Below are 26,262 nucleotides of genomic sequence, written 5' to 3'. Positions count from 1 at the left end.
GGATGATCCAGCTGCAACGCGTCACCAAGCGGTTCGGCAGCGCGGCAGAGGCGCTCAGCAATGTCAGCCTGCGCGTGGATGCGGGCGCGATGGCCTTCATCACCGGGCCCTCCGGTGCCGGCAAGAGCACGCTGCTGCGACTGATCGCCGGGCTCGAGCGGCCCACCCGCGGCCGCATCCGCGTCAACGGCCACGACCTCGACCGCCTCTCCAGCCGCGCCATCCCCGGCTTTCGCCGCAGTATCGGACTGGTGTTCCAGGATCACCGCCTGCTGTTCGACCGTCCGGTGTTCGACAACGTCGCCCTGCCGCTGGAGATCCTCGCCTATCGCCGCCCGGAGATGCGCAAGCGCGTACGCGCGGCCCTCGACAAGGTCGGTCTGCTGCACAAGGAGGCGGTGAACCCGCGCACCCTGTCCGCGGGGGAACAGCAGCGGGTCGGGATTGCCCGGGCCATCGTCCACCGCCCGGTCCTGCTGCTGGCGGACGAGCCCACCGGGAACCTGGACCCGGCGCTGTCGCGCGAGATCCTGCAGCTGTTCGACGACTTCAACCGGGTCGGCATGACCGCGTTGATCGCCAGCCACGACCTGGGGCTGGTGGAACGCATGGGCAAGCCGGTCCTGCACCTGGAGGACGGCCGCATCGAGGCGCGCGGCGCCGCGGAGTCCGCGACGTGAAACCCGGACGCCGCCTCCTGGACACCGTCCCGGCCTGGCTGGAGGCGCACCGGGATGCCGCCCGGCGCAGCCTCCAGCGCCGCCTGCAGGCACCCGTCCTGAGCCTGATCAGTATCGCCGTGCTGGGGTTCATCCTCGCCCTGCCCGCCTACCTCTGGGTCCTGCTGGACAATGCGCGCGCATTGTCCGCCCACGTCAACCACGAGCCGCGCATCGCCCTCTATCTCGATGCCGTGGAGCCGGACACGGTGGCGGCGCTCGAGCGCCACCTGGAGACGGATGCGCGGATCGAGCGCTGGACCTGGATCGACGCCGACGAGGCCCTGGCACGCTACCGCGAGGGCCTGAGCGACCCGGGCCTGCTGGACTGGCTGGATGACAACCCCCTGCCGGATGTCGTGGACGTGCTCCCGGCCACCGCCGAGCCGGAAACCGTCGCGGCCCTGCGCCAGGCGCTCGCCGACACGGCACCGGGCGCCACCGTGGTCAGCGACGACGAGTGGGTCCGGCAACTCAACAGCCTGCATCAGCTGGGGCTGCGCATCCTGGCGGTCGTCGGGGCACTGCTGGGTCTGGGGGCCCTGCTGATCCTGGCCCTGGCCACCGCCTCCGAACTGCGCGAACGCCGCGAGGAGATCGCCATCTCGCGCATCAGCGGGGCCACCCACCGCTTCCTGCGGCGGCCGTCGCTGTACGGTGGTCTGATCACCGGGCTGGGGGGCGGGATCTTCGCCGGCCTCCTGCTGCTGGTCGGGATCGGCCTCAGCCGGGCACCCCTGGAACAGGCGGCCGCGGCATTCGACCTTCCGTTCCAGCTCGCGCTCCCCGGAGGCAGCCATCTGCTCACCCTGCTGCTGGCCGGGCTGCTCCTGGGCTGGCTGGGGGCCCGACTGGGCAGCGGTCATGCGCTGCGGGATGCGCCCTAATGAAACGCGATTAATGTACACGCTCGCGTTGGCAGAACACAGCCGGAACTTTTACAGGGTTTAGCACTCTCACCCTCAGACTGCTAATCTAGAGCCATAGAACCGGGAGGAATCACCACGCATGACCCAGGCCCTGACCACCCCGCGCGTCGACATGCCCGTACCGGTGGGCGACCTCGATCACTACATGCAGGCCGTCGGCCGCATCGAGGTGCTGGACGCCGAACAGGAACGCGAACTGGCCGTGGCGCTGCACGAGCGCCAGGATCTCGATGCCGCGCGCCAGCTGATCCTGCACAACCTGCGCTTCGTGATCCACGTCGCGCGCGGCTACCAGGGCTACGGCCTGCCGCTGGGTGACCTGATCCAGGAAGGCAACGTGGGCCTGATGAAGGCCGTGCGCCGCTTCGACCCCAACCAGGGCGTGCGCCTGGTGTCCTTCGCCGTGCACTGGATCCGCGCCGAGATCCACGAGTTCATCCTGCGCAACTGGCGCATCGTGAAGGTGGCGACGACCAAGGCGCAGCGCAAGCTGTTCTTCAACCTGCGCAGCGCCAAGCAGCGCCTCGGCTGGCTGTCGAACAACGAGGTCTCCGCCGTGGCGCAGGATCTGGGCGTGTCGGAGAAGGACGTCTGGGAGATGGAGCGCCGCCTGTCGAGCCAGGACGCGAGCTTCGACCCGGGCCCCGAGGCGGACGACGAACAAGGCTACCAGGCCCCGTCCGAACGCCTGAGCCTGGAGGACCTGAGCGACGACCCGGCGCACGTCACCGAAGACGAAGACTGGGACCGTCACTACCAGGAGCGACTGAGCCAGACCCTGGGCGAACTCGACGAGCGCGCCCGCGACATCCTGATGCGCCGCTACATGGCGGACCAGAAGGCGACGCTGCACGAACTGGCTGCGGAATATGGCGTCTCGGCGGAGCGCATCCGCCAGATCGAGAACAACGCAATCAAGCGCATCCGCGCCGCCTTCGACGACTGACCCGGGCCTGCGGCCCGGCGATCCCGGCCCCGAACGCAAAAAGGCCCCGGCACAAGCCGGGGCCTTTTGGGTTACCGGACGGGGCGACATGGCCCCGCCGGCCCGTTCCGCGCCGGATCAGCCGAACAGGATCACCGAGAAGAAGCTGATCCAGGACCAGATGATCAGGGCTGCCGTAAAGGTCAGCGGGAAGTTCTCAAAGGTAAACCAGTCGCGCATCTCGCAATCCTCGGAATTTTCCAACCAGAATAGGCGAAGGGTAAGCGGCACCGCGACGCGGCGCAAGTTCGACCGACGTCAGCGCTCGGACTTTTGGCCCGGACGGCCCTCGCGGTCCCGCCCGGGCGGGTCGTCTCCCGAACGGGTGGGGATCCGCGGGTCGTCGTCATCCATCAGGATGCGGTGCGCCGGGCCCTGGAGATCGTCGTACTGGCCGGAACGGATCGCCCAAAAGAGCACCAACCCCACGACCAGGGCAAACAGCATCGCCAGCGGAATCAGGAGGTACAGGATGGTCATGGCCCCAGTGTACCCAGCCAAACCAGCCGCTTAAACCAGTACCTACACCGGCGGCCGCGGCGGCGCCACGGGCTCGGCAGGGCGAATGGGGCTGCGCTCCGCGGTCTCCCGCGCCGGTCGCAGCCGCAGCGCGTTGCCCACCACCAGCAGCGAACTGAGGGACATGCCCAGTGCCGCCAGCCAGGGGGTCAGCAGGCCGGCGGCCGCCACTGGCAGCGCCACCACGTTGTAGCCGATTGCCCAGGCAATGTTCTGACGGATCACGCGCCGGGTGTGGCGCGCCTGATCCAGGGCCTGCGGCAAGTGGTCCAGGCGATCCGACAGCAGGACCAGGTCGGCCTGGGTCTGGGCCAGCTGGGTGCCGCCGCCCATCGCCATCGACACGTCGGCGCCGGCCAGCACCGGGGCATCGTTGATGCCCTCGCCGGCCATCAGCACCACCCGGCCCTCGGCCTGGCGCGCCCGCACGTACGCGAGCTTGTCCTCCGGCGTCAGCCCCCCCTCGGCCTCGGCGATGTCCATCTGCGCGGCAAACGCCTTGGCGGCCTCGGGGCGGTCTCCGGTCAGCAGGACCACCCGCAGGCCGCGCGCCCGCAGGTCACCGAGCACATCCCGCACCTCCGGACGCGGGGTGTCGGCCAGCCAGAACAGCGCGACGGGCTGATCATCGACGATCAGCCAGACCGGCGTGGCCAGCGGATAGTCCGCGGGTGCGGCCGGACTCGGTGCGTCGACGCCGGAGGGCAGCATGGAGGCCCCGCCAATCGACACCCGGCGCCCCTCGATGCGGCCCTCGAGGCCCCGGCCCGGCAGGTTCCGGACCCCGGTGGCGTGGATGCGGGAGGCCCCCGCCGACCCGGCCAGGGCCCGGGCCAGGGGGTGTTCGGAATGGGACTCCAGCGCAGCCGCCCACACCAGCCAGTCGTCGCCCTCGGGGGCGGGCTGCAGGTCCTCGCGGGCGACCAGGCGCGGCATGCCGGCGGTCAGGGTACCGGTCTTGTCGAGGCAGACCATGTCGACCCGCGGCAAGGCCTCCAGGGCACTGCCGCGGGTCACCAGCAGACCCATGCGGGACAGTGCGCCGGTGGTGGCCGTCAGCGCGACCGGGGTCGCCAGCGCCAGGGCGCAGGGACAGGTCGCGACCAGCATCGCGACCATCACCCAGAGGGCGCGGGCCGGGTCGATCCAGGCGTACCAGACCAGGCCAGCCAGCGCCGTAAGTACCAGCACCGCGCCCACGAACCAGCCGGTACCGGCCTCGGCGATGCGCGCCATACGGGGCTTCTCGGTCTGCGCGCGGTCGAGCAGGCGCTGGATCGCGGCCAGGGTGGTCTCCGCGCCGACGCGCTGGACCTCGACGGACAGGGGGCCGTCGACGTTGACGGTGCCCCCGGTCACGGCATCGTCGGGGCGCGTCGGGTGGGGCTCCGGCTCGCCAGTCAGCAGGGCGCGGTTGACCGTGGATTCGCCCGCGCGCACGACACCGTCGGTCGGGATGGTCTCGCCGGGGCGGACCCGCACCCGGTCGCCGGGGGCCAGTTCGCCGACCGGGACCGCTTCGATCTGCCCGTCGGGGCCCTCGCGGTTGGCAATCGCCGGCACCAGTCGGTCGAGGCGGTCGATGGCATGGCTGGCGCGCTGGCGCGCGATCAGCTCCAGGTAGCGACTGGTCAGCAGGAAGAACACGAACATGACCACGGATTCGAAGTAGACGTGTTCACCGGTGCCGAGGATCACCGCGTAGAGGCTGGCGAGGTAGGTGACGATGATCGCCAGGCTCACCGGTACGTCCATGCCGAGCTGGCGATGGCGCAGGTCGCGCCAGGCGCTCTGGTAGAACGGGATTGCGGAGTAGAGGACCACCGGTGTGGTGAGCGCGGCGGCGACCCAGCGCATGAACTGCAGCAGGTCCTCGTGCTCGGTGTCCTCTGCGCCCAGCCAGAGGGCCACGGCCAGCATCATCACCTGCATCATGCCCAGTGCGGCCACGGCGATCCGGCGCAGGGCCAGCCCCCGTTCGCGCGCAATCGCCTGCTCGCGGGTACCAGGGTCGTAGGGATGGGCGTGGTAGCCGATATCGCGGATTGCCTTGAGGATGTCCGACAGGGCGATCCGTTCGGGGTCCCAGACGACCTGGGCGCGATGGGTGGAATAGTTGACGCGAAAGCTCTCCACGCCCGGCAGGGCCTGGACATGGCGCTCGTTGAGCCAGACACAGGCCGCGCAGGTGATGCCTTCCAGCATCAGGGCCGCTTCGCGGCGCTCGCCGGCCGCACCCGCCGGCGTGACGAACTGCTGCTGCACGCCGGGATGATCGAACAGTTCCAGCTCGCGCAGCTCGTCCGGGATCAGGGGACTGCCGCTTTCCGCCGGCGGGGCATCGCGGTGATGGTAATAGGCCCCCAGGCCGCGCTCGATAATCGCCCCGGCCACGGCCTGGCAGCCGGGGCAGCAGGTAGGCTCTTCCCGCCCCTCGAAGGTGACGGGATAGTACGCGCCCGCGGGCACAGCGAGCCCGCAGTGGAAACACCGGGTCGGGGCCGCGGACGCTGCCGGGGCCTGCGAGTCGGACGCGAGCGCCACGGCGGGAGCGCGGGGGGTCAGCCGGACTGGGCGCTGCGCACGCGGGTCCGGGCCTGCTGTTCCAGGAGCTGGTCATCGCGCTGGACCTGGAAGCGCAGATCCCAGCGCCCCGGGGCCGGCAGCGCGACCTCGACCTGGTACAGGCCTTCGCCCATGTGCTGCATCTCGAAGCCCTGGTCGCGGCGCTCGTCGGCGAGCCACATGAAGATGCCGCGGATGCTGGCGTCGTTGATCGGGACGCCATCGGCATCCCGGACCTCTACCTGGAGCGTGGCGGCCTCGCCCTCGGTGGGACGCTCGACCCACCCCTGACGAACCTGCCAGCCCTTCTCGCGCTGGGCCTGCAGCTCCGAGACGCGATGGACGGCGAGCGCCTGCTTGCGGCTCTCCATGCCGGCCACGGTGCCCGGGAATGCCGAGGTTACCTGCTCCGCCCGGTTCTCGGGCTCCGGCAGGATGGAGCCGATAAACTGCTGCGGCATCCCGTTATGGGCCAGCGTGATCAGGACGGCCTGGACGGACGCGACGATCGTGAAAAATCCCACGAGAACCAGCGGAGCCCAGTGCAGCCGGCCAATCTTGGCCTTGCCGCCACTCTCGGCCTCCGCCTCTTTCTGCGTGAAGACGATCCCCAGCCCGTAGGGCACGATGATGTACAGCGCGAGATGGATGGCGAAGACATCCGCGCCCTGCCAGGTCAGGATTGAGTAGGGAATGAACACAAACAGCATGAGGGCGACGACCACCGCCGATGTGCTGTAGGCCTTGAGCCGCGTGAAGCGGTAGATCAGCGCGAACAGGATGGCCAGGGCCGCGGTACCGACGCCGAGGGTAATGACGAGATTGCTCATGATGTCTTCTTCGTTTCCTGCGTGATCGCAAGCTAGGGGCTCGCGGGGTGCCGCGCGATTTCCGGCAGCACAATTACTGTTTCTCGTCCGGGCGCAGTGCGCAACGGAACACCGTTAGCGATGACTGAACTGGGACGTCACTTCGAGCGGTTCAATATGACCCTCGCGATCCGTAATCACAAAACGGAACGGCTGCGGCGAGGGGGCGCCCTCGGGCACCTCGTGGCGCACGCGCGCGACCACGGTGAGTCGCTCCCCGGGCTCCAGGCGGATCCGCTCCACCTGCCCGAGGTCGAGCTCGGCGCCGTCGAGCCCGGCGAGTCCGATCTGGAAGTCCAGCTCCCGGTCCGCAGTATTGTTCAGGCGAATCTCGTAGCCGTTCTGGATGCGCCCGTCGGACATCTGCACATACAGCGGCTGGCGCACCTGGTTAACGTTGGCGTCCACGGGCGGGCGGCCCACGATGCTGGCGACCAGGGCGACGATGACGACGACCACCGCCGTACCATACCCCAGCGTCTTGCCCTTCAGGAATCGCGTCTTGCCGCCCTCCTGCTCGCGCTCCGAGGTATATGCGATCAGCCCGCGCGGCCAGCCCTGCTTGTCCATGATCGTGTCGCAGGCATCGATACACAGCGCACAGTGAATGCACTGGAACTGCAGCCCATCGCGGATATCGATGCCGGTCGGGCACACCTGCACGCAGTAGCCGCAGTCAATGCAGTCCCCGACGCCGGCGGCCTGGCGCTCCTCGCGGGTCTTCAGGCCGGCCTGGACCTTGGCGCGGCCGGCGGTGCCCTCGCCGCGTGATTCGTCGTACGACACGATCATGGTGTCGCGGTCGAACATCACGCTCTGGAAACGCGCGTAGGGGCACATGAACGTGCAGACCTGCTCGCGGGCCAGCCCGGCAAACGTGTAGGTGGTGGCGGTCAGGATCCCCGCGGTCACATAGGCGGCGTACACTGCCTGGCCGGTAAAGAAGTCCGCCACGATGGAAGGCGCATCGCCCCAGTACAGGACGAACCCGAGCCCGGTGGCGAACGCCACCAGCAGCCAGGACGCATGGGTGAGGCCGTATTTCGCCAGCTTTTCGGCGTTCCAGGGCTGTTTGGCGAGCCGGAGGCGCGCGGGCCGCTCCCCCTGAATCTTGCGCTCCAGCCACATGAAAACATCGGTCCACAGGGTCTGGAAGCAGAAGTAGCCGCAGAACACGCGCCCGGCCACACCGGTCACAAAAAACAGCAGCAATGCGGCGAGGACCAGAAAGCCTGCCAGCCAGAAGATATCCTGCGGATAGACGACCAGGTCGAAGATATGGAACTGGCGCCCGGGGATGTCGAACAGCACCGCCTGGTCCGGCCCGTATTCACGTTCCCAGCGGATCCACGGCAGACCGAAGAACACCCCGTAGGCCAGGAGGAGAATCCCGGTCTTCAGGTTGCGAAACCGCCCCTTGACCGACCGCGGGTGGATCGGGATTCGCGCCTCGTACAGCGGCTGGGACTGGGACATCGGATCCTCCCGGAGCGTATCCGGCAGTGCGGCCCGGCGGCAATACGCGGGCCGCGGCAACAGTTCAAAACAAAAAGGGGCACCCTCGGGCGTCAATCCACCCGGCGGGCACCCCTGTCAACGCGTGCATCCTGGCAGGCCTCCGCACCCCCGGGGCTCGCCAGGTCGACGGAGCCGGCCTATTGCCCCCCGCCCAGGGAATGCACGTAGGCAGTCAGCATCTTGATCTCCGCATCCGACAGTCGATCACCGAATGCCGGCATCTCACGCTGGATACCATCGCGAATGAAATTGGCGACCAGGCGCTGACGCTCGCTATCGCTTTCCGCGCCGCGCACGTCGACCAGACCCCACAGATCGTTGGTCAGGTTGGGCGCGCCCTGCGAGGTCAGCCCCTGGGCGTCCATGCCGTGGCACTGGAAGCAGCCACCGTCGGTCCCGGTAAAGATCCGGGCGCCGGCATCGGCGTCGTCCTGATCCACGCTGTAGTCGTTCAGCGACAGCACGTAGGCGGCGACCTGATTCAGCTGGTCGCTGCTCAGGGTGTCGCGGTACCCGGGCATGTAGCCCAGGCGGCCCTGGTGCAGGGTTTCCTCGATCTGTTCGACCGTTCCGCCCCACTTCCAGTGGTCATTGCGCAGGTTCGGGTACTGCCCGACCACGCCCGCGCCACCGACCTGGTGACACGCCGCACACCAGGTACCGAAGGAGCCCTGGGCGTACGCGTTGACGAAGCTCATGCTTTCAGCGTCCTGCAGGATCGTTTCGTAATCCTGGGCGGCCACCTGTTCCAGCATCTCGCGCTGGCGCACCGCGTAGGTGCCGGTCTGCATGTCCTTCGCGAGCAACGCACGGGTGTTCCAGTGCATGGTGCGCTCTTCGCCGCCCTGCTCGAAGGTGATGGTGTTGAAGCCCTTGGTGAAGCTGTCGCCAATCGGCCAGGCCGGGTAGATCAGCCAGTACACCAGCGCGAACACGATCGTGGCGTAGAAGCCCCACAGCCACCAACGCGGGAGCGGATTGTTGTATTCCTGAAGGTTGCCGTCCCAGACGTGCCCAGTGGTCTCGACCTGGTTCGGGTCCTTATCACGGTTGTCCTGTGTGCTCATTGCTCGTCACTCTTGGTTTTGTCACGCCGGGCCACGGGCTCCCGATGTGAATCATCGTCGTCCAGAGGAATGTAGCGATACGTCTCGAACTTCCGGGCACGCCGACGATTGGAAAACAGGAAGATCACGACCCCGATAAAGGTGCTCATGAAGAGGATGAGGGCAACGATCTTGCTGTTGCCCATATCCGTGATCCATTCCCAAAGTCCCGTCATCGTGGCGCCCGTCCTCCCTTACCGGAATTCGGCAAAGTGCCCGTCGTCGTATTCGCTGAAGTCGACCATGGTCCCGAGGACCTGGAGATAGGCCACGAGGGCATCCATCTCGGTGATCGTCCCGGGGTTGCCGTCGAAGTTCTCGGCCTGCGCCTGCGCCACCAGATTGTCCTCGGCGTCGCGGATGTCGAACATCCGGGCGTGTTGCTCCCCGAACTTCTCGACGTTGGCCTGGTATTCCTCGTCGGTGAGCGAGTACGGAACGCCCACGCGCTTCAGCGCGATCATGCGACGATCGATATCGGAGTAATCGAGCGGCGTGGTCGCCAGCCAGGGGTAGCCCGGCATGATCGACTCCGGCACCAGCGACTGCGGGTCGATCAGGTGCTGGACCTGCCACTCGTTGGAGTACTTGCCTCCCACGCGCGCCAGGTCCGGACCGGTGCGCTTCGAGCCCCACTGGAACGGATGGTCGTACTGCGATTCGGCCGCCAGCGAGTAGTGACCGTAGCGCAGCATCTCGTCACGGAACGGACGCACCATCTGCGAGTGGCAGGTGTAGCAGCCCTCGCGGACGTAGATGTCACGCCCGCGCTGTTCCAGAGGCGTATACGGACGCACGCCGTCCACTTCCTCGATCGTGTCGTCGATGTAGAACAGCGGCACGATCTCGACCAGGCCGCCGACGCTGATCACCGCCAGGGTGAGGATGATCAGCAGGCCGGCATTGGTTTCAACGCTTTCATGCTTCATGGATCTAGTCTCTCCCTAATCAGGCCGTGCGGGCTTCGGCGGACGCGGCCTGGGCCTCGCGGGCCTCGGCCTTGATGCCCGAGCGAACGGTCATCGCGATGTTGAACGCCATGATCAGCATGCCGGCCAGGAAGAACCCGCCACCAATGGCACGCACCACGTACGGCTTGTGCAGGAACACCACCGACTCGGTGAAGGTGTAGGCCAGGTTCCCGTACTGGTCGAAGGCGCGCAGCATCAGGCCCTGACCGATACCGGCCACCCACATCGCGGTGATGTACAGCACGATCCCGATGGTCGCCAGGAAGAAGTGCACGTACACCAGCTTCAGGCTGTACAGGTTCACGTTCCACAGCCGCGGGATCAGGTGATACAGCGAGCCGAAGGAGATCATCGCCACCCAGCCGAGGGCACCGGAGTGCACGTGACCCACGGTCCAGTCGGTGTAGTGCGACAGCGCATTCACGCTCTTCAGGGACATCATCGGACCCTCGAAGGTCGACATGCCGTAGAACGCCAGCGCGGTGATCAGGAACAGCATGATCGGGTCGGTGCGCAGTTTGTCCCAGGCGCCCGACAGGGTCATGATCCCGTTGATCATGCCGCCCCAGGAGGGCAGCAGCAGCAGGATAGAGAAGGTCGCCGCCAGGGTGGAGACCCAGTCCGGCAGCGCGGTCCAGTGCAGGTGGTGCGCACCCACCCACATGTACAGGAAGACCAGCGCCCAGAAATGGATGATGGACAGCTTGTACGAGTAGATCGGGCGACCGGCCTGCTTCGGCACGAAGTAGTACATCATCCCGAGGAACGCGGCCGTCAGGAAGAAGCCCACCGCGTTATGGCCGTACCACCACTGGGTCATCGCATCCTGCACCCCGGAGAAGATGGAGTAGGAATGCGGGTGGAACAGGCCGACCGGGACCTGGATGTTGTTGAAGATGTGCAGCAGCGCGGTGGCCAGGATAAAGGCCATGAAGAACCAGTTCGCCACGTAGATATGCGGCTGGTTCCGACGCAGCAGGGTCATCAGGTAGATCATGAAGTAGGCGACCCAGACCACCAGGATGATGATGTCGATCTGCCAGTTGAACTCGGCGTATTCGCGGCCCTGGGTGATCCCCATCATGTAGGTGATCACGCCGAGGACCAGCGCCAAGTTCCACCCGTAGAAGGTGAAGCTCGCCATGGAGTCACTCCACAGCCGGGTCTGACAGGTCCGCTGCACCACGTAGTAGGACGTGGCGAACAGCGCGTTACCCCCGAAACCGAAGATCACGGCCGTGGTGTGGACGGGGCGGAAACGCCCGAAGGTGATCTGCGCGATATCGAAGTTCAGGAACGGGAACGCCAGCTGCGAGGCGATCCAGACACCGGCGGCCATCCCGAACACGCCCCAGAGGACGGCGGCAATGGCAAACCGCTTGATAATCGCGTAGTTGTACTGCTCGGAAGTCGCGACTGACGCTGCGGGTGCGGCACCCGCCGTAGTGGCTGCTTGTGACATGACTTTTCCACCTTGCTGCGGGGAACACGGATGTCCCGATGGTTCGGGGGCGTGAACTCTACCCCATTCCGGGCCCACAAAAAACCAATACCGCCTGTGTCACTCGGATATTGAGCGGGACGGGCGGAACTTTTCCTGCCAAAGAGAATACATCTTCCGGTGGATCGCCCGCGAGGGACGCGGGCGGCATTTTCGTTGATCCAGATCAACGAACCGGCTGAACCGGGATCACGCGCCCGCCTGGCCGCGACGGGGGCGGCGCATCCGGCACCCAGGCATGACCATAGACCACCTCCCAGGTCGCGGGCAGACGACCCTCCACGCCGAAGTCGCGGGCATAGGCCTCGGCGACGGCCACCAGACGCCGGGGGCCAAACAGACCCGACGAACGCCCCGCCAGGGCGTTGCGCACCCCGACCCCGCGCAGGTCGCGGATCAGGCCGGTCAGATCCGGGTAGGTCAGGGTCAGGGCCTCCTGGTCCATCACCGGATCGGCAAAGCCGGATCGCACCAGGGCATCGCCGATGTCGTGCATGTCCATGAAGGCGTTGACATGTGCCCCGGCGCCGCCATCCACGGTCGCGAAGGCGGCGCGCAGCTCGCGCAGGGTGTCCGGGCCGAAGGTGGTAAACAGCCACAGCCCGCCCGGGCGCAGGATACGCCGCACCTCGGCGAAGGCCTGGTCGAGGTCGCTGCACCACTGCAGGGCCGAGCTGGAAACCGCCAGATCAAAGGACCGCTCGGCCAGCGGCAGGGCCTCAAGGTCACCGCAGACCACCTGCGGCCGCCGCAGCCAGCGCCCGCGCCGCCGCGCCCGCGCAACCATCTCCGGGGCGAAGTCCACGCCGGCCAGGCGCGCCCCGCGGTAGCGGCGGCTCAGGTGATCCAGGGCCTCGCCGATGCCGCAACCCAGATCGACGATGCGTTCCGGCTCCATCCGGATCCAGTCCAGACGCTCCAGCATCCGCTCCTGCACCTCGCGCTGCAGGACCGCATGCTCCTCGTAGGTGGCAGCGGCCCGTGCAAAGGCCTCGCGCACCCGCGCCTTGTCGAGATCGAAGCTGTCGGGTCGGGTCATGCGGACTCCCCTGCACTGCAGTGATCCAGAAACTCGGAAACAAATCCGGCCAGCCGCTGCGGCCGCGCCCACCAGTCCGCATGACCGCCCGCCCCGCGACCGGTCCGGCCATCGGGGCGCAAGCTCGTCAGTCCCACCTCCACCGCGGCCGGCACCAGCGCGTCCTCCGGCTCCAGCCAGCACGCCACCGGCGTATGTACCTCGGCCCAGGCGGCACGCAGGTCGGCGCCCTGCAGCAGGTCCAGACCCGCCGCCAGCCCATCCGGCGATGCCGGGGCCTCCTGCATCCGGTCCGCCAGTGCGCGCGCAAGCGAGGCCGCATCGGGACTGCCACGAGCACAGAGCATCGCCAGACGCCGATTGAGTCGGCGGCGGTCGCCTCCGAGGGCGGCGCGGAAGTCCTCCAGCTCGTCCAGCGGCAGGGCGGCCGGCCAGTCATCATTACGGATGAAGCGTGGCGTTGCCCCAATCAGTACAAGCCCCTGCGGGCCCGTCCACTGGCGCGCCGCCGCGAGCGCCACCAGGCCGCCCAGGGACCAGCCAGCCCAGACCGGGTACTCGACGTCCGCGGGCAGCGCGGCGATCAGGGCCGCGGCGGCGCCCCCCGCATCCGCCAGCCGCCAGCCGTCGCCCGCGGCCCCATGACCGGGCAGATCCGGCGCCAGCACCCGCGTGCCGGCCGGCAGCTTGGCCCGCAGGGGCGCCCAGACCGCGCCGGAAAAGCCCCAGCCGTGCAACAGCACCAGCGTCGGGTCATGGACCGGGCGGGTCGCAGCCTCCATCTCAGCGCGCTGAACGCCGGCCACCGGCTTGCGTATCATGTGCGCTCGCAATCTCTTGCCCATCCGCGCAGACAGGCTCACCGCTCATGGCTATTACAATCGGCATCATCATCGCGTATCTGCTGGGATCGCTTTCCACGGCCATTCTGGTCAGCAAGCTGCTGCGTCTGCCGGACCCGCGCACCACCGGTTCGAAGAACCCCGGCGCCACGAATGTCCTGCGCTCGGGCGGCAAGAAGGCGGCCATCATCACGCTCATCGGGGATGTCGGCAAGGGCTGGCTGCCGGTATTCGTCGCGCTCCAGCTGGAGCTCTTCCCCGGCTGGGCGATCGGCCTGATCGGCCTGGCCGCCTTCCTCGGTCACGTGTTCCCCGTGTACTACCGCCTTCAGGGCGGCAAGGGTGTGGCCACCGCGCTTGGCGTGATCCTCGCGATCAGCCCGGCGGCCGGCGGACTGGTGCTGCTCACCTGGCTCGTGGTCGCCGCGATCTGGCGATATTCGTCGCTGGCGGCCCTGGTCGCGGCCGGCATGGCCCCGGTGTACACGATCCTGCTGGGCATGGATCACTGGATCAGCGCCGCGGTCGCGCTGATGAGCGTAATCCTGTTCATCCGCCACGACAGCAATATCCGCCGTCTGATGCGCGGTGAGGAATCTCGGATCGGCCAGAAGAACAAGGCCCCGGCCCCCGGAGACTGACGGCCCACCGAGCACGGGCCGGGCAGGGCTTCAGCCCGGTCCAGCCGGAACCGGCGCCTCCAGTTCGGCCAGGGGCCAGCGGGCCCGCGCGGCGACAACCGGGGCCCCGGCATCCCCTACGCCACCGGCCTGCAGCCGCCGCAGCCCGGCCAGCGCGATCATCGCCCCGTTGTCGGTGCAGAACTCCGGGCGCGGAAAATACACCGGCACCCCCTGGCGTTGCGCCATGGCCTGCAGCCCCGCGCGCAGCGTGGTGTTGGCGGCCACGCCACCGGCCACCACCAGCGCCGGGGCCCCGGTCTGCTCCAGACCGCGCCGGGTCTTTTCGACCAGGGTGTCGGTCACGGCCTCCTCGAAGGCGCGGGCCACATCCTCCGGGCGGTAACTTTGCTTCTTCAGCGCGGTCAGGACGGCGGTCTTCAGGCCGGAGAAGCTCATGTCCAGCCCCGGGCGATCCAGCATGGGGCGCGGCAGCCGCAGGGCATCCGGCTCGCCCTGTTCCGCCAGGCGCGCCAGCGCCGGGCCACCCGGATACCCCAGCCCCAGCAGCTTGGCGGTCTTGTCGAAGGCCTCGCCGGCGGCATCGTCGATGCTCTCGCCGATCAGGTCGTAGTCGCCCAGGGCCCGGGCATGGATCAGCTGGGTATGCCCCCCGGAGACCTGCAGCACCAGGAACGGGAAGTCGAGCCCGGTATCCTCCAGAAACGGCGCCAGCAGGTGGCCCTCCAGGTGATGCACCGCCAGCGCCGGGATACCCCAGCCCCAGGCCAGGGAGCGGGCCACCGAGGCACCGGTCAGCAGCGCCCCCAGCAGTCCCGGCCCGCCGGTGTAGGCCACCGCATCCAGGTCCGGCCCGTCCACGCCCGCCTCCTCCAGCACCGCGCGCACCAGCGGCAGGAGCCGCCGGATGTGGTCGCGCGAGGCCAGTTCCGGCACCACGCCGCCGTAGATTGCGTGCAGATCCGTCTGGCTGTACAGCCGGTGCGCGAGCAGGCCACGGTCGCTGTCGATCAGCGCCACGCCCGTCTCGTCACAGGAGGTTTCGATACCCAGTACCTTCATGGCGCCAGCATGCCGGGTTTCGTCGATGCCACCAAGCATCCCCGGAACGACCGCGCCATTGCGCCAGGACCGGGGTTCACAGGCGCCCCCGGCGATCGGGGATACCCCCCAGCGGCAGATGCGCGCAGCCGCGACCGAGAGCCATGACCTGGAAGCGCTCGCCCATCTCGCCCGGCAGGGTCAGCATGCGCACGGCCTGCGCCGCCTGCATGGTCAGGCGGGCATCCTCGCCGCTACCGACGCGGGCCTCGAAACGCTGCGGCAGCCCCGCCCCCAGGAGGAACTCGCCCTGCCCGGCGTAGGCCAGCACATCGAGGCCCGCGGCATCCGCCGCCTCGGCCACAGCGGTGAAGTCGACACTGGCGGTCAGGTCCATCAGCCCCGGATAGGCCAGAGGATCCTGGATCATCTGCTGGCGGTAGTAGCCGACCAGGGTCCCCTGGTGCCGTTCCGGGGCGTAGTAGGCCGCCTGCGGAAAGCCGTAATCCACGATCACGGCCACCCCCTGCTCCAGCCCCTCGGCGAGCGCGCGCACCCACGCCGCCTGCGCCGGCCGCCACTCGGACAGGTAGCCCTCGGGCCAGGGGCCATAGTCGGCCGCCAGCCGCGTCACGGGTTCGGCCAGGGCCGACGGGGCCTCGCGTTCGGCCAGGGTCAGCGCCCCGTCCGCCTCGGTAGTGACGCCGACCTGCCACACGCGCCCCTCACGCCAGCGGAACAGCTCCACCGGCAGGGCATCCAGCACCTCGTTGGCCAGCACCACCCCACGCAAGGGGGCCTCGGGGAGGGCGTCGAGCCAGGCCACACGCGCGTATTCCGCCGGCTCCAGCTGGGCCTGCAGGTGGGCCTGCTGCCGAGCGCGCAGGTCCGGGCTTACCTCGATGATCCAGTACCTCTCCCAGGCGACCCCGAGCTCGCGCAGGGTAGTGATCACATCCCCCGCCAGGCGGCCACTGCCGGCACCGAATTCCAGCAGCGTGCCGGCGCCGTCGAGGTCATCGCGCAGCACCGGGGCCAGCCAGGTCGCCAGGGTCTCGCCGAACAGCGGCGAGAGCTCCGGCGCGGTGACGAAGTCCCCGCCCTCGCCCAGCTTGTGTGCCCCGTTCACGTAATAGCCCAGACCCGGCGCATACAGGGCCGCCTGCATGTAATCGACGAACGGAAGGAACCCCTGGCCCGCCGCAATACTCTGTTGCAGGTGAGTGCGCAGACGCGCGGCGATCTCCCGGGCGACCGGATCGTCGGCGGTGTTTGTGCTAGGTTTCGGCGGCAACATGGCGACGCATGGTACCAACCCGGGGATGGACGTGGCGCAGGCACCCACCGACAATTTGAGCAGGACACCCGACCCGGCGGGCGTGGTGCTGATCACCGGGGCCGCACGGCGCGTCGGCGCCACCATTGCCCGGCACCTGCACGCGGCCGGGTTGCGGGTGCTGATCCATTACCGCGGCTCGCGTGACGAGGCCGACGCGCTCGCCGCCGATCTGAACGCGGTGCGCCCCGACAGCGCCCGCACCCTGCAGGCCGACCTGCTCGACCCCCAGGCCATCGAAGTCCTCGCCCGCGACGCCGAGGCGGCCTGGGGGCGGCTGGACTTTCTCGTCAACAACGCCTCGACGTTCTATCCAACCCCCGTGGGCGAGATCCGCGAATCCGCCTGGAACGACCTGATCGGCTCCAACCTGAAGGCGCCGACCTTCCTCACCCAGGCGTGCAACCCGGCGCTGCAGCGGGCGCAGGGCGCGGTCGTCAACATCGTGGATATCCACGCGCTGCGCCCGCTGAAGGGCTACCCGGTGTATTCGGCGGCCAAGGCCGGGCTCTGGGCCCTGACCCAGGCCTTTGCCCGCGAACTGGGGCCCGGCGTGCGGGTCAATGGGGTTGCGCCCGGCGCGATCCTGGCGCCGGAGGATGCGCAGAATACCGGCACCCACGAGGCCATGATCGAGCGCACCGCCCTCAAACGCGAGGGTAGCCCGGAGGATATCGCCCGCACCGTGCGGTTCCTGCTGCTGGATGCGCCCTACATTACCGGCCAGGTCATCCCGGTGGATGGCGGCCGCTCCGCGTCGCAGTAGCCGTACCCGGGGTCAGCCGCGCTACACTGGCCAGAACCAAGAACACGCGTCAGGAGACCACCCGATGATCGATTCCAAACGCTTCGACGACCTGGCTCGCCGGATCACCGAAAGCCTCCCGGAGTCCGTGCGCCACATGCAGGAAGACGTGCAGCGCCAGGTCCGCTCATCGCTGCAAAGCGGCTTCGAGCGCATGGACCTGGTCACCCGCGAGGACTTCGACATTCAGGTCGCCCTGCTGGAGCGCACCCGCGAACGCCTCGCCGAACTGGAGGCTCGCGTAGCTGCGCTGGAGGGGCGGCCGGACGACACCTCGGGGCAGTAGCCACCACTGAAACCACCCGCCGGGGACGGACCCCCGGCGGCCGAACGGAGGGGCACGGATGCCCGTCACCATTGCCTACGCCCGCGCCATCGACGGCATCCATGCCCCGCTGGTGACCATCGAGACCCATCTGGCCAATGGCCTCCCGGCCTTCCAGATCGTCGGCCTGCCGGAGGCCGCGGTGCGCGAGAGCCGTGATCGCGTGCGCGCGGCGATCCAGACCAGCGGCTTCGAATTCCCGCGGCGGCGCATCACCGTCAACCTGGCCCCCGCAGACCTGCCCAAGGACGGCGGCCGCTTCGACCTCGGGATCGCGCTGGGCATCCTCGCCGCCAGCCAGCAGATCCCGGCCGAAGCGCTGGCGGCGCACGAATTCCTGGGCGAACTGGGGCTGGACGGCCAGTTGCGGCCGGTGGGCGGCACACTGGCGGCCGGGCTCGCCGCCGCGGATGCCGACCGCGCCCTGGTGGTCAATCCGGAGGACGGCGCCGAGGCGGCACTGGCAAGCCGCGCGCGGGTGTTCACCGGGTCGCACCTGACCGCGGTATGCGCGGCGCTGGCCGGACGCGACGCCCTGGCACCCGCCCGGCCGCCCGACCCGAACCCGCCGAGCCACCCGGACCTCGCGGACGTACGCGGCCAGCACCAGGCGCGGCGCGCCCTGGAGATCGCCGCGGCTGGCGGGCACCACCTGCTGATGGTCGGCCCGCCCGGCAGCGGCAAGTCGATGCTCGCGGCGCGCATCCCCGGCATCCTGCCGCCGATGGACGAGGCCGAGGCGCTGGAGACGGCCGCCATCCACAGCCTGCGCGGCAGCACCCACCTGCGGGGTGACTGGCGGGCCCGGCCGTTCCGCTCCCCCCATCACACCGCGTCGGGCGTGGCCCTGGTGGGCGGCGGCAGTACCCCGCGCCCCGGGGAGATCTCGCTTGCGCACCAGGGCGTGCTGTTTCTGGACGAACTGACGGAGTTCGACCGCGCGGTGCTGGACGTGTTGCGCGAACCGCTGGAGACCGGCGTGATCCACATCTCGCGTGCCGCCCGCCAGGCCGAGTTCCCGGCCCGCTTCCAGCTCGTGGGTGCGATGAACCCCTGCCCGCAGGGCTTCGACTGCGACCTGGCCGAACGCTGCGAATGCACCCCGGAACAACGGGCCCGGCACCGCAAGCGCCTGTCCGCACCCCTGCTGGACCGGATCGACCTCGCCATCGAGGTGCCCCGGATCCCGCCGGCCGACCTGGCCGGCGCGACCGAGCCCACCGAGACGTCCGCCGCGGTCGCGACGCGCGTGACCCGGGCGCGCAACCGCCAGCAGGCGCGCCAGGAGGGGCTCAACAGCACCCTGGATGGCGCGGGACTCGACCGACACGCCGCCCTTGCGGCCGTCGACCGCGAGCTACTGGACAAGGCGGCCGAGCGCTTCCGTCTCTCGGCACGGGCCTATCACCGCATCCTGCGCGTGGCGCGCAGCATCGCCGATCTGGAGGGCGCGGAAGCGATTGCCACCCGACATCTCACCGAGGCGCTGAGCTACCGCGCCCTGGACCACTGGCGTACCCAATAAACGGGGAAGCGTCGGCCCGCAAAGAAAAGGCCCCGCCCGGTCTACCGGGCGGGGCCTTTGTACGCGGAAACGGCGCGACGATCAGTCTTCGAAGGTCGCCACGTAGACCGCCAGATCGGCGATGTCCTGATCCGACAGGTTCGCGGCATTCGGCGCCATCAGGGCCGTCTGGTCACCAACGGTCTCGCCGGCGCGGTAGCGCACCAGCTTGTCGGCGATGTACTCGGCATCACGGCCGGCCAACGCCGGGAAGACCGGGGTGCCCTGACCCTGCGCACCATGGCAGGCCACGCAGGTGTTGTAACGCGACTGACCGCGCTCAACATCACCCTCGTCGACCGCAATAGCGGCCACGGCTTCGGCCTCTTCCTCGGCGGCCGCTTCGCCCGCGTCGGTGGTGGCCACCGGCTCCTCGCCTTCAGCGGCGGCGTCGTCCGCTGCGGTGTCGCCGTTTCCGTTGGCACTGCCCTCGTAGCCGTGATCAACGCCTGCCTGATCGAGCATGTAGGCCACGACTTCATTCATCTGCTCGTCGGTCAGGCTGGAGTCGCCACCGCGGGCCGGCATCGCGCCGATGCCGTTGATCGAGTTCTCGAACAGGGTCTCCAGACCCTTGTCGTTCAGACGGTTAGTCCACTCGTCCGTGTCATCCTTGAGCGGGGCACCGGAGGCGCCCGAGTCATGGCAGGCGGCGCAGACGTTGGCGTAGATGTCGCCCGGGCTGAGGTCCGCGGCTTCCTCGGCGGTATCCACCTCACCGGAGACCACCCGGCCGATCGGCGCGATGCGCTCGGCAATACGCTCCTCGCTCACGGCCTCCGCCTGGGAACCCATCATGCCCCCAATCCAGCTCGCAAGCTGCGACACCAGAAACAGGACTGTCGCCAGCAGGGCCAGGGACGAGATAAACAGCAACACCTTGTTCCCGGTGTCCATCTTGATCGGTTGATTTCCCACTTCTCTCCCTCCGAGATCCTGGCCATGCATGGCCTTGTGGTGTGCTCTTTCGAAAGCGCTCGCGCGGTACGCGCAAATCGGGCGCAGAGTATAGGGCATCATGCCAGGCGCGACCACAAACCCAGCGGCGCGGTCAAATATGGCTGGACGCACCCGCGGCCCCGCCCGTATCATTGCAGCCCTTGCGCCCGTAGCTCAGCTGGATAGAGCGCTGCCCTCCGGAGGCAGAGGTCAGAGGTTCGAATCCTCTCGGGCGCGCCATTACTCAGAAAGGGGCCCTCGTGGCCCCTTTCTGAGTAATGGGGTGTCTGAGGGCCTCGATTCGAACCTCCGTTCGAATCGAGGCCCGCGAAGCGGGCCGACATCGCGGTGCAGCCAACGGCTGCACCGGTCCGAAGGACCGAGCCGCCACAGGCGGCGCAGCCATCCTCTCGGGCGCGACGCCCGAACACCCCGGACGTAGCCCCAAGCTCCATTCAAGCCGAGACCCGCAGCGCGGGCTGAGCGCGCCACAGCCACGGCCCGTGCCGGCTCGAAGGACCGGCGGCGCAACGAGCCCAGCCCCTCGGCGGCAGCCTCGGGACGTTCGCCGACACGAAGCCAGCCTCGCGCCCCCCACCCTCTCGGGCGCGAAGCACGAACACCCCCGAATCCAACCCGGCGAACCTCCAGTTCGAGCCGAGGCCCGCGCAGCTGCGCTGACATCCCCGTCCGCCGGATACAGCCCGAACGTTCCGCCAGCCTTCCGTTCCGCCCTTACCCGCCACAGCGCCCGCGGCGCACTGTCCGAATCGACTCCCGGCATGATCTGGATCAAATCGGAGGCCGGCTCCGGGGGCTAGCGTCGAAGGTGCATGGACCCAACTAGAGGAAAGATCATGCTGATGGAAATCATGTTTCAGTCGCCCATCGGGATCCTGACGATCGTGACGCTGGCGGGCATCGCGGCCTTCTTCGCGTACGTGATTTACTTCATCGTTCACGGGATGCACGAGAACGACAAGGGGCAATAGGCCCGGACGGATCCTGCCCGGGGCAGCCCCTCCAAACAGAAAAGGCCGGGGCGTCGGTCATCCAACGCCCTGGCCTTTGGTACGGGTTACCCGGAGCGCCCGGGTAACCCGTATGGTTGCGTCCGACTCAGGAGCCGGAGCCCCCGGGCGTATCACCCAGTTCGGCGCGCGGCGCGTCGCCACGGCGAGCATCCGCGGCCACTTCCGGGCCGACGCGGCTCGGCTCGGCCAGGGAGTCGGTGCAGGTCTGGGCACCGTGGTACAGGCGCACGACGTGCTTGGCCTCGGCGAAGAACAGCCAGCGCTCCATGCCGATCCCGACCAGGCTCGAGACCGCCGCCAGCCAGGCAATACCGGCCGGCGCACCGGAGAGGATCGAGCCGAAGACCAGCACCGGGGCGATGAAGCCGAGCAGGAAGACGCCCATCTTGATGTTGTCGATGGTGTCCTTGCGCGGGTCGTAGCCGAATTCGTCGGTCAGGAAGGTGCCGGCCGTATGACCGGTATCCAGCAGACGCACGGTCGCCCGGTTGAAGGTGGTCGCGGTGTTGATGGTCGGGCCGTTCACGCGCGAGATCCAGAAGTAGTAGATCCCCTTGAGCAACGCGGCGGCCAGCAGCGCGACGATGGCCACGCCCGCGTGCAGCGTGGTGGCATTGCCGAACACCGCGGCGATGGCGGCGAACAGCGTGGTGCCGGTCGCGATGCCCAGCATGATGTAATTCGCCGGGGTCAGCGCCGTGTTCCACTGGCGGATGGTCTTCAGGCAGCCATAGATCATGCCCGTGGAGAACAGCGTGATCACGGCCAGCACGGCAGCGATCGCGCCGGCCATGGCGGGCAGCGGCCCGATGGCCGAACCCTGCAGCAGCACACCCAGGCCGTAGATACCGGCGAAGGGGTAGAACAGCACCGCGAACACGGCCTCGCGCGACAGCCAGGAGGTCTTGAAGCGCATGAAGGAACGCCAGGCGTTCTTCTTGTTCGCCAGATGGCCGGTGGAAAGCATCAGCCCCAGGGTGATCATCCCCAGCGACACCAGGCCGTGCGCCAGCAGCTCGCCGTGGCTCATGGCCGGGCCGATACCCGCGAGATGGAAGGCCGCCAGCAGGATGAACAGGCCGTAGCCCGCACCCGAGATGACGGTAAACAGGATGACGGAAAATGCCGGATGCATATGAATTCTCCCGTTCGGGCCGCGTCTAGCGCGCGACCATCTTGTTGACCCAGTCCTTCACCGAGGTGACGAGCTTGTTGGCGCGCACATCGTCGGTGGGGATCGGGCGGGTGATACGCGGGGGCAGATAGGTGTTGACCGGCTTGTAGCCCAGCTCCGGCATCTGCTTCACGCCGCCGCGCTCGCGCACCAGGCGGCTGACCTCGGAGTCCTGATCGTCGAAGTCACCGAAGAACCGGGCGTGCGCCGGGCAGGTGATCACGCAGGCGGGCTGGCGCTCTTCCGGCGGAAGCTGCTCGTCGTAGATTCGGTCCACGCACAGCGTGCACTTCTTCATCACGCCGTCTTCGCGGTCCAGCTCGCGCGCACCGTAGGGGCAGGCCCAGGCGCAGTAGTTGCAGCCCATGCACTTGTCCTGGTCGACCAGCACGATGCCGTCTTCCGGGCGCTTGTAGGATGCGCCGGTCGGGCAGACGTTCACGCAGTCGGCATGCTGGCAGTGCATGCAGGACATCGGGATGTTCACGGTCTTGTTGTTGGGATAATCGCCGACTTCGTAGTGGCGAATACGGTTGAACCACACGCCGCTGGGGTCCTCGCCATAGGGACGATAGTCGGTCAGCGCGCCGGTGGTACCGCTGGTGTTCCACTGCTTGCAGGCCACCGCGCAGGCGTGACAGCCCACGCAGGTATCCATGTCGATTACGAGTCCAAGTCGCATTTCAGGTACTCCTCAAATTCTCTCGGGCCGCCGGCTTCGGCCGGCGGCATGGCCCGGATCCGTGATGCCTACTGTTCGTCGTCCAGCGAGCCGCGCGTCAGCACGTCGCGGATGGAACGGTTCAGGTGCACCGGCTTGTGCGCCGCGTAGCGGAGCTGGTCCGGGGCCTCGGACATGCCGGGCGCCGGCTTGATCGTGTCGAAGTCGGGCCAGGTGCTGGCCTCTTCCGGGTCGGCCGGGGTGATCTTGACCTTCAGGTCGTACCACGCGGCCTGGCCGGTGACCGGGTCGGAGTTGGTGATGTTGTCCACCGGGTCGCCCTTCTTCGGCAGCAGCTCACTGATCAGGTGGTTCATCAGGAAGCCCTTGTTGGACTCGTTCGCGTCCGGCTTCAGGCCCCAGGCGCCCTTCTGCTTGCCGATGGCGTTCCAGGTCCAGACGGTGTTCGGCTCGCAGCCCTCGATCAGCTTGACCTGCACGCGGATCTTGCCGTTGTGCGACTCCAGCCAAACCCAGGACATGTCCGCGATGCCCATGGACTCCGCCTTGCCACGGTTCATGTACAGATAGTTCTGGGCGCAGATCTGACGCAGCCAGGCATTCTGCGAATCCCAGGAGTGGTACATGAACATCGGGCGCTGGTTGACCGCATAGAACGGGTACTCGTCCTCGTCGATCCGGGTCTGCTCCAGCGGCTTGTGCCAGATCGGCAGCGGATCGAAGAACTGGGTCAGGCGATCCTTGTGCTCCTGCTTGGTCGGCTGCGGGCCGTCATACAGGCCCTGGCCGGCCAGCTTGAAGCGCTGCTGGGTCTCGGAGTAGAGCTCGATGGTGATCGGATCGGTCTTGCCCACCCAGCCGGCGTGCTTGGCCAGCTCCAGGTAGTCCTTGTTGGCGAAGCGGTAGAACTGCTGGTTCGGTGCCAGGTGATGCACGAAGAACCCCTGGTTCTCGATGTACGCCTCCCACTGCTTCGGGTTCGGCTCGCCACGCAGGTGGGTCTTGCCGTCCTTGCCGCGGTAGCCGGACAGGAAACCGATGCCGGGCTCCTTCTCGAAGTTGACGATGAAGTCCTTGTAGTCCGCGAACTTGCGGCTGCCGTCGTCCTTGGTGAACGCCGGGAACTTCAGACGCCCTGCCAGCTCGACCATGACCTCCTGCCAGGGACGCACGTCGCGATCGACCTCGAGGATCGGGTGGCGGATGGAGTCCGCCGCCGCGGCCGGCTCGGAGATCGGGCGGTCCAGCATGGAGATGGTGTCGTAGCGCTCCAGATAGGTCGTATCCGGGAGCACCAGATCGGCAAAGTTGACCGTCTCCGAGTGGAACGCATCCGCGACCACCAGGAACGGGATCTTGTACTCGCCGCTGTCGTCCTTCGCCCGCAGCATGTCCATCACCTCGGCGGTATTCATCGAGGAGTTCCAGGACATGTTCGCCATGAAGAAGATCAGCGTGTCGATCGGATAGGGATCGCCGTTGACCGCATTGGTCACCACCATGTGCATCAGGCCATGGTTGGAGATCGGGGCATCCCAGGAGAACGCCTTGTCGATGCGCAGCGGGTTGCCTTCGTCATCGATGACCAGGTCCTCCGGCGCGGTCGGGAAACCGAGCGGCGGGCTCTTCAGCGGGGTGTTCGGCGCGCATTCCTTGGCCGGCTTGATGCCCGGCGGGACGTGCTTGGGATACGGCGGCTTGGCCAGGTGACCGCCGGGGCAGTCCACCGAGCCCAGCATGATCTGCAGCAGATGGATCGCGCGGCAGGTCTGGAAGCCGTTGGAGTGCGCGGAGATGCCGCGCATCGCGTGCATGGACACCGGGCGACCGAACACCTTGTCGTGCTTGCGGCCCCAGGAGTCGGTCCACTCGATATCGAGTTCGATCGTCTCCTTGAACGCGACGTGCGCCATCTCCAGCGCCAGGCGCTCGGTCTGGTCGGCCGGGACGCCGGTGACCTCGGCGGTGTTCTCCGGGGAATACTCGTCGCTCAGGTAGCGCTCGGCCAGCAGCGTCATCACGGTCTTGACCGGGCGGCCGTCGGGCGCGGTGTACTCGCCGAACAACGCCGGCTTGATGTCGACCTGGGTGCCGTCGACGAACGCCTCCTGTTCCAGCTCCCAGACCAGCGGGTTGCCGGCCTCGTCACGCAGGATCAGGCCATCGCCCTTCTGCCCCGGGGTCTGCACCACCAACTGGGTGGCGTTGGTGTAGCGCACCAGGAAGTCCCAGTCGAACTGGTCGTTCTTCAGCAGCACGTGCAGCATCGACAGCGCGAACAGGCCGTCGGTACCGGGCTTGATGCCCACCCACTCGTCGGCGATCGCCTGGTAGCCGGTGCGCACCGGGTTGATCGCGACAAACTTGCCGCCGCGGCGCTTGAGCTTCTCCAGCCCGATCTTGATCGGGTTGGAGGCATGGTCTTCCGCCACGCCCCAGAGCATGTGGTACTTGGTGCGGTCCCAGTCGGGGTCGCCGAATTCCCAGAAGGCGAAGCCGGTGGTATACAGACCGCCGGTGGCCATGTTCACCGAGCAGAAGCCGCCGTGGGCCGCCCAGTTGTAGGTGCCGAACTGGGTCGCCCACAGACCGGTCAGGGCCTGCATCTGGTCGCGGCCGGTGAAGAACGCCAGCTTGCGCGGGTCGGTCTCGCGGATCTTCTGCAGCCGCGTGGACAGCATGTCCAGGGCCTCGTCCCAGGAGATCGGCTCGAACTCGCCGGCGCCGCGCTCGGTGCCGGGCTTGCGGCGCATCGGCTGGTGCAGGCGCGCCGGGGACTGCTGCTTCATGATCCCCGCGTTACCCTTGGCACACAGCACCCCCTTGTTGATCGGGTGATGCCGATTGCCCTGGATATAGCGGACCTTGTTGTTCTGGACGGTAACCTTGATGCCGCAGCGGCAGGCACACATGTAGCAGGTGGTGTACTTGATCTCCTGCTCGCTGTGGTTCTCGAACTCGGGCAACGCGCTCATTCAGACGACCCCATAGATTACGGTTTGCTTATTCATGGGCCATATTGGCCATAAGCCGGGCTTTTGGCCAACGAAAAGTTCTTATCTTGGAATAAGATAAAATTATCTGTGAGAGATTTTGTTTATTGCCGCAACGATTCTGAGGCATTGTTGTTGCGTTCTCGGAGAAGTGGTCTACGATGT

At 67.7% G+C, this 26,262-nt stretch carries 24 protein-coding genes and 1 tRNA gene; 9 read left to right on the top strand and 16 right to left on the bottom strand.

The window, feature by feature from the left end:
* Positions 1-2: 2 nt before the first annotated feature.
* The 3 genes from ftsE (at position 3) to rpoH (ending at position 2,594) form a co-directional block, all read left to right on the top strand.
* Positions 3-680, top strand: a complete 678-nt coding sequence (gene ftsE / locus F627_RS0100975; protein ID WP_018867762.1) for a cell division ATP-binding protein FtsE — start codon at positions 3-5, stop codon at positions 678-680.
* Positions 677-1,606, top strand: coding sequence for an ABC transporter permease (locus tag F627_RS0100970; protein ID WP_018879341.1), 930 nt, complete (start codon positions 677-679; stop codon positions 1,604-1,606). The genes ftsE and F627_RS0100970 overlap by 4 nt, the downstream gene beginning before the upstream one ends.
* Positions 1,607-1,727: 121 nt before the next feature.
* Complete coding sequence (rpoH, locus tag F627_RS0100965) at positions 1,728-2,594, top strand: RNA polymerase sigma factor RpoH (protein WP_018879340.1); 867 nt, start codon at positions 1,728-1,730, stop codon at positions 2,592-2,594.
* Between the two features lie 297 nt (positions 2,595-2,891).
* Here the strand turns inward: rpoH and ccoS are convergent, their stop codons facing one another.
* The 10 genes from ccoS to F627_RS0100910 all read right to left on the bottom strand — a co-directional run bounded on the left by ccoS (position 2,892) and on the right by F627_RS0100910 (position 13,542).
* The gene (gene ccoS, locus F627_RS0100955; protein WP_018867758.1) at positions 2,892-3,113 is read right to left on the bottom strand and encodes a cbb3-type cytochrome oxidase assembly protein CcoS; all 222 of its coding nucleotides are present in this window, start codon (positions 3,111-3,113) and stop codon (positions 2,892-2,894) included.
* Positions 3,114-3,155: 42 nt separating this feature from the next.
* Positions 3,156-5,696, bottom strand: a complete 2,541-nt coding sequence (locus F627_RS0100950) for a heavy metal translocating P-type ATPase (protein ID WP_042835135.1) — start codon at positions 5,694-5,696, stop codon at positions 3,156-3,158.
* Positions 5,697-5,713: 17 nt separating this feature from the next.
* Positions 5,714-6,547: a FixH family protein gene (locus F627_RS0100945; protein ID WP_018867756.1), complete on the bottom strand. Its 834-nt coding sequence runs from the start codon at positions 6,545-6,547 to the stop codon at positions 5,714-5,716.
* 114 nt (positions 6,548-6,661) lie between these two features.
* Positions 6,662-8,062, bottom strand: a complete 1,401-nt coding sequence (gene ccoG, locus F627_RS0100940; RefSeq protein WP_018880894.1) for a cytochrome c oxidase accessory protein CcoG — start codon at positions 8,060-8,062, stop codon at positions 6,662-6,664.
* 179 nt (positions 8,063-8,241) lie between these two features.
* Positions 8,242-9,171 (bottom strand): cytochrome-c oxidase, cbb3-type subunit III, encoded by a 930-nt coding sequence (gene ccoP / locus F627_RS0100935; RefSeq protein ID WP_018867754.1) that lies wholly within the window; start codon positions 9,169-9,171, stop codon positions 8,242-8,244.
* Positions 9,168-9,386 carry a cbb3-type cytochrome c oxidase subunit 3 gene (locus F627_RS0100930; RefSeq protein ID WP_026279315.1) on the bottom strand — a complete coding sequence of 73 codons (219 nt, stop codon included), beginning with the start codon at positions 9,384-9,386 and terminating at the stop codon, positions 9,168-9,170. The genes ccoP and F627_RS0100930 overlap by 4 nt, the downstream gene beginning before the upstream one ends.
* 18 nt (positions 9,387-9,404) lie before the next feature.
* Complete coding sequence (ccoO, locus tag F627_RS0100925) at positions 9,405-10,139, bottom strand: cytochrome-c oxidase, cbb3-type subunit II (protein WP_018877206.1); 735 nt, start codon at positions 10,137-10,139, stop codon at positions 9,405-9,407.
* Positions 10,140-10,158: 19 nt separating this feature from the next.
* A complete protein-coding gene (gene ccoN, locus F627_RS0100920) occupies positions 10,159-11,643 on the bottom strand; it encodes a cytochrome-c oxidase, cbb3-type subunit I (protein ID WP_028485053.1) in 1,485 nt (494 codons plus the stop codon).
* 205 nt (positions 11,644-11,848) lie between these two features.
* The gene (gene bioC / locus F627_RS0100915) at positions 11,849-12,721 is read right to left on the bottom strand and encodes a malonyl-ACP O-methyltransferase BioC (RefSeq protein ID WP_019583019.1); all 873 of its coding nucleotides are present in this window, start codon (positions 12,719-12,721) and stop codon (positions 11,849-11,851) included.
* Positions 12,718-13,542: an alpha/beta fold hydrolase gene (locus F627_RS0100910; protein ID WP_026331985.1), complete on the bottom strand. Its 825-nt coding sequence runs from the start codon at positions 13,540-13,542 to the stop codon at positions 12,718-12,720. The genes bioC and F627_RS0100910 overlap by 4 nt, the downstream gene beginning before the upstream one ends.
* 47 nt (positions 13,543-13,589) lie before the next feature.
* On the opposite strand from F627_RS0100910, the gene plsY reads away from it, so the two are divergent.
* Complete coding sequence (gene plsY / locus F627_RS0100905) at positions 13,590-14,204, top strand: glycerol-3-phosphate 1-O-acyltransferase PlsY (RefSeq protein WP_018875941.1); 615 nt, start codon at positions 13,590-13,592, stop codon at positions 14,202-14,204.
* Positions 14,205-14,234: 30 nt separating this feature from the next.
* On the opposite strand, the gene tsaD is transcribed toward plsY, so the two are convergent.
* Both tsaD and F627_RS0100895 read right to left on the bottom strand, forming a co-directional pair.
* Complete coding sequence (tsaD, locus tag F627_RS0100900) at positions 14,235-15,266, bottom strand: tRNA (adenosine(37)-N6)-threonylcarbamoyltransferase complex transferase subunit TsaD (protein WP_026280265.1); 1,032 nt, start codon at positions 15,264-15,266, stop codon at positions 14,235-14,237.
* Between the two features lie 76 nt (positions 15,267-15,342).
* Positions 15,343-16,542, bottom strand: a complete 1,200-nt coding sequence (locus F627_RS0100895; RefSeq protein ID WP_018877203.1) for a class I SAM-dependent methyltransferase — start codon at positions 16,540-16,542, stop codon at positions 15,343-15,345.
* An 82-nt stretch (positions 16,543-16,624) separates the two neighbouring features.
* On the opposite strand from F627_RS0100895, the gene F627_RS0100890 reads away from it, so the two are divergent.
* The 3 genes from F627_RS0100890 (at position 16,625) to F627_RS0100880 (ending at position 19,236) form a co-directional block, all read left to right on the top strand.
* Entirely contained in the window at positions 16,625-17,347 is a 723-nt protein-coding gene (locus F627_RS0100890) for a pteridine reductase (protein ID WP_019583017.1), read from the top strand.
* A 64-nt stretch (positions 17,348-17,411) separates the two neighbouring features.
* Positions 17,412-17,672 carry an accessory factor UbiK family protein gene (locus F627_RS0100885; RefSeq protein ID WP_019583016.1) on the top strand — a complete coding sequence of 87 codons (261 nt, stop codon included), beginning with the start codon at positions 17,412-17,414 and terminating at the stop codon, positions 17,670-17,672.
* A gap of 58 nt (positions 17,673-17,730) precedes the next feature.
* Positions 17,731-19,236: a YifB family Mg chelatase-like AAA ATPase gene (locus tag F627_RS0100880; protein WP_019583015.1), complete on the top strand. Its 1,506-nt coding sequence runs from the start codon at positions 17,731-17,733 to the stop codon at positions 19,234-19,236.
* Positions 19,237-19,317: 81 nt separating this feature from the next.
* Here the strand turns inward: F627_RS0100880 and F627_RS0100875 are convergent, their stop codons facing one another.
* On the bottom strand, positions 19,318-20,193 hold the full coding sequence (locus F627_RS0100875; RefSeq protein ID WP_019583014.1) for a c-type cytochrome: 876 nt from the start codon (positions 20,191-20,193) through the stop codon (positions 19,318-19,320).
* Positions 20,194-20,377: 184 nt separating this feature from the next.
* On the opposite strand from F627_RS0100875, the gene F627_RS0100870 reads away from it, so the two are divergent.
* Together F627_RS0100870 and F627_RS17270 are read left to right on the top strand one after the other, a co-directional pair.
* Positions 20,378-20,454: transfer RNA gene (locus F627_RS0100870), tRNA-Arg, on the top strand.
* 617 nt (positions 20,455-21,071) lie between these two features.
* Positions 21,072-21,206, top strand: a complete 135-nt coding sequence (locus F627_RS17270) for a hypothetical protein (RefSeq protein ID WP_018875935.1) — start codon at positions 21,072-21,074, stop codon at positions 21,204-21,206.
* 127 nt (positions 21,207-21,333) lie between these two features.
* Here the strand turns inward: F627_RS17270 and F627_RS0100860 are convergent, their stop codons facing one another.
* The 3 genes from F627_RS0100860 to F627_RS0100850 form a co-directional block, all read right to left on the bottom strand.
* Positions 21,334-22,383, bottom strand: a complete 1,050-nt coding sequence (locus F627_RS0100860) for a DmsC/YnfH family molybdoenzyme membrane anchor subunit (RefSeq protein WP_018867740.1) — start codon at positions 22,381-22,383, stop codon at positions 21,334-21,336.
* A gap of 25 nt (positions 22,384-22,408) precedes the next feature.
* Complete coding sequence (locus F627_RS0100855) at positions 22,409-23,104, bottom strand: 4Fe-4S dicluster domain-containing protein (protein WP_026279312.1); 696 nt, start codon at positions 23,102-23,104, stop codon at positions 22,409-22,411.
* Positions 23,105-23,172: 68 nt separating this feature from the next.
* A complete protein-coding gene (locus F627_RS0100850; RefSeq protein ID WP_019583013.1) occupies positions 23,173-26,079 on the bottom strand; it encodes a molybdopterin oxidoreductase family protein in 2,907 nt (968 codons plus the stop codon).
* Positions 26,080-26,262 lie beyond the last annotated feature (183 nt).

This window comes from Thioalkalivibrio sp. ALE16, assembly GCF_000381305.1.
Taxonomy (GTDB): Bacteria; Pseudomonadota; Gammaproteobacteria; order Ectothiorhodospirales; family Ectothiorhodospiraceae; genus Thioalkalivibrio.
Note: the sequence above shows the minus strand (reverse complement) of the source record. Positions and strands in the feature narration are given on the sequence as shown.